Here is a 1,550-nt window from a genome sequence, read left to right as displayed (position 1 = left end):
TTGGCGCGGGTTCAGATTGCATCACGCGGCCGTTTTGGGTTCCATTTGGGAACGAGTGGTATAGCCTTTGTTGTGGCTGAAATCGAGCTTATGAGATGTGGTAGGCAACCTCGTCAACGTCGCTAGTTCGCTTCGCTCTGGACAGTCCAGCGCACGGTTGCCTACACTCTAACGTTCTGCTAAAAACCATCTCGTCATGCTAAAGCAAACATTAATTCTGCTTTTGAGTGCGGTTTCCGCATCTGCAGATCCGCTAATTACTCAATTCAAGCAACCAGATAGTTTTCCGCTTTCTTTTAGGCTTTCACTGCCACAGCACTCCACTGTGATAAGTCATGTTCAGACTGATACGCACGATACGATAACAGCGAAAATAGATGACGACCGAGGCGAATGCATGGTCGTGGAGGCAATCGATGGAGCCGGAAAATGTATCTGGAGCCGTGATTTTGGTTATGACATGAGCGCTAATCCCGGAGGATGTTCAGCTGCACTTTCATTCCACCCGGAGGTTTCCGCATTGATTGTCTCGTATCATGGCTATAAGTCGAACCACGCGCACAGCCTTCTGTTCCTCGACAAGAGCAAGACCGAATACAAAGTGCGAGAGTATGCGTCAGAAGCACCCGATATTATTCCTTTTCTTAAGAAGCAGCAAGGATATGAAGATGATTATAAGTATTGGATATGCCCGAGCCGATTTTCTGGCAACAATGTTATATTTTCATGCATCCCACTGGAACGTCCAGAGTCAGGATTTCCACATCCACTCGCCCAAGGACTTCGATGGTTTGACATCACTGCATCGTTGAGTGAAGATTTCAAGTTGACACCAATCAGTGCTACCATATCACATCAATAAGCCGAACAAGCGGATGCAGGCAACCGGCGTTCCGCCGGTGCCTGATCCTTGACGTTCGGCAGAAAACTGAGACCATCCAATGCGAACTCTACCACTTGTGCTGGCCCTTGCCGTTGGAGCGTTCGCGATAGTCGGACTCCGTGGGGGCCCAATTCACTTCCAGCGAGAGCGCACCGACAGGAACGGCAACACGATTCCTGCAAAGTATCTCGAAGGAAGATCTGCGAGGATCGTTGGTGCGTTGTGCTTGCTTCTGTCGCTGGCGCTGATTGCTGCTGACATTACGCTCAGAGTCCCCGCGTCGCACCAAGAGGCAGACGTAGCAGAATCACTGGATGAGATTAGGCAGCATCGCCAGTCGGAGGTATCCGAAATCTTGCCTGAATCGCGCCAAGTCTCTGCTTCGGACGAGGACTGGACGAGCCTCAAGGACTTTCAGGCAAAGCTTCAGAAGGAAGCCGCTGGCAAGAATCAACAAGCCGAACAAGGCAGCGCTGGACAACCCGCTACCCGTTCCGAGTCGGATTCGGAGGGTGGCGACAAACCTCAACCTGAATCGGAGGGGCGCTCCCGGTAGCGGGTGCCAGGCTTTCGACGTTCTGGGTTAGAATGAATATGATTATTCGGCAGTTTTACCTTGGCGGTGGCTGCCGGAATGACTTCTAGGTTGGCGATGGGGGAGGCGGAG

At 51.7% G+C, this 1,550-nt stretch carries 2 protein-coding genes; both read left to right on the top strand.

The features are described from left to right. Positions 1-196 precede the first annotated feature (196 nt). Positions 197-862: a hypothetical protein gene (locus JIN85_RS20380; RefSeq protein ID WP_200274316.1), complete on the top strand. Its 666-nt coding sequence runs from the start codon at positions 197-199 to the stop codon at positions 860-862. A 79-nt stretch (positions 863-941) separates the two neighbouring features. Next, positions 942-1,439: a hypothetical protein gene (locus JIN85_RS20375; RefSeq protein ID WP_200274314.1), complete on the top strand. Its 498-nt coding sequence runs from the start codon at positions 942-944 to the stop codon at positions 1,437-1,439. Positions 1,440-1,550: the final 111 nt, after the last annotated feature.

This window comes from Luteolibacter pohnpeiensis (genome assembly GCF_016595435.1).
Lineage (GTDB): Bacteria > Verrucomicrobiota > Verrucomicrobiia > Verrucomicrobiales > Akkermansiaceae > Luteolibacter > Luteolibacter pohnpeiensis.
The sequence above is the reverse complement of the archived record's forward strand: the minus strand, read 5'-3'. Positions and strand labels throughout refer to the sequence as shown.